General features: G+C 57.7%; 1 protein-coding gene. It reads right to left on the bottom strand.

Features of this window, described 5'->3' with window-relative positions; translation table 11 throughout:
• Positions 1–293: YPDG domain-containing protein (locus HMPREF2807_RS01400; protein WP_198531321.1), on the bottom strand; the 293-nt coding region annotated here is incomplete at both ends.

Genomic DNA, 293 nt, shown 5'->3' with positions numbered 1-293 from the left:
GGCTGCTCAACCGTGACAGTCACCGTGGCATCATCAGTCGAACCATCCGGATAAGTCACCTTAACCGGAACCTCAATCTTCGTACCAGGCTCAGCGCCCTCAGGAATGGTCACCTTGACGGAACCATCCTCGTTAACGGTCACACCCTCCGGCGCGCCCTCGCCCTTTTCAAACTTGGTGCCCTCCGGCGGAGTGGTCTCCTTGCCGTCGCCGTCCTTAAACGTCGGCTTCTTAATCTCGACGTCATCACCCGGCTTACCAGAGCCGTTCTCATACTCAGGAGTGTACTGGTC

Source organism: Corynebacterium sp. HMSC074A09, assembly GCF_001811545.1.
In the GTDB taxonomy this organism is placed as follows: domain Bacteria; phylum Actinomycetota; class Actinomycetes; order Mycobacteriales; family Mycobacteriaceae; genus Corynebacterium; species Corynebacterium hiratae.
The sequence above is the reverse complement of the archived record's forward strand: the minus strand, read 5'-3'. Positions and strand labels throughout refer to the sequence as shown.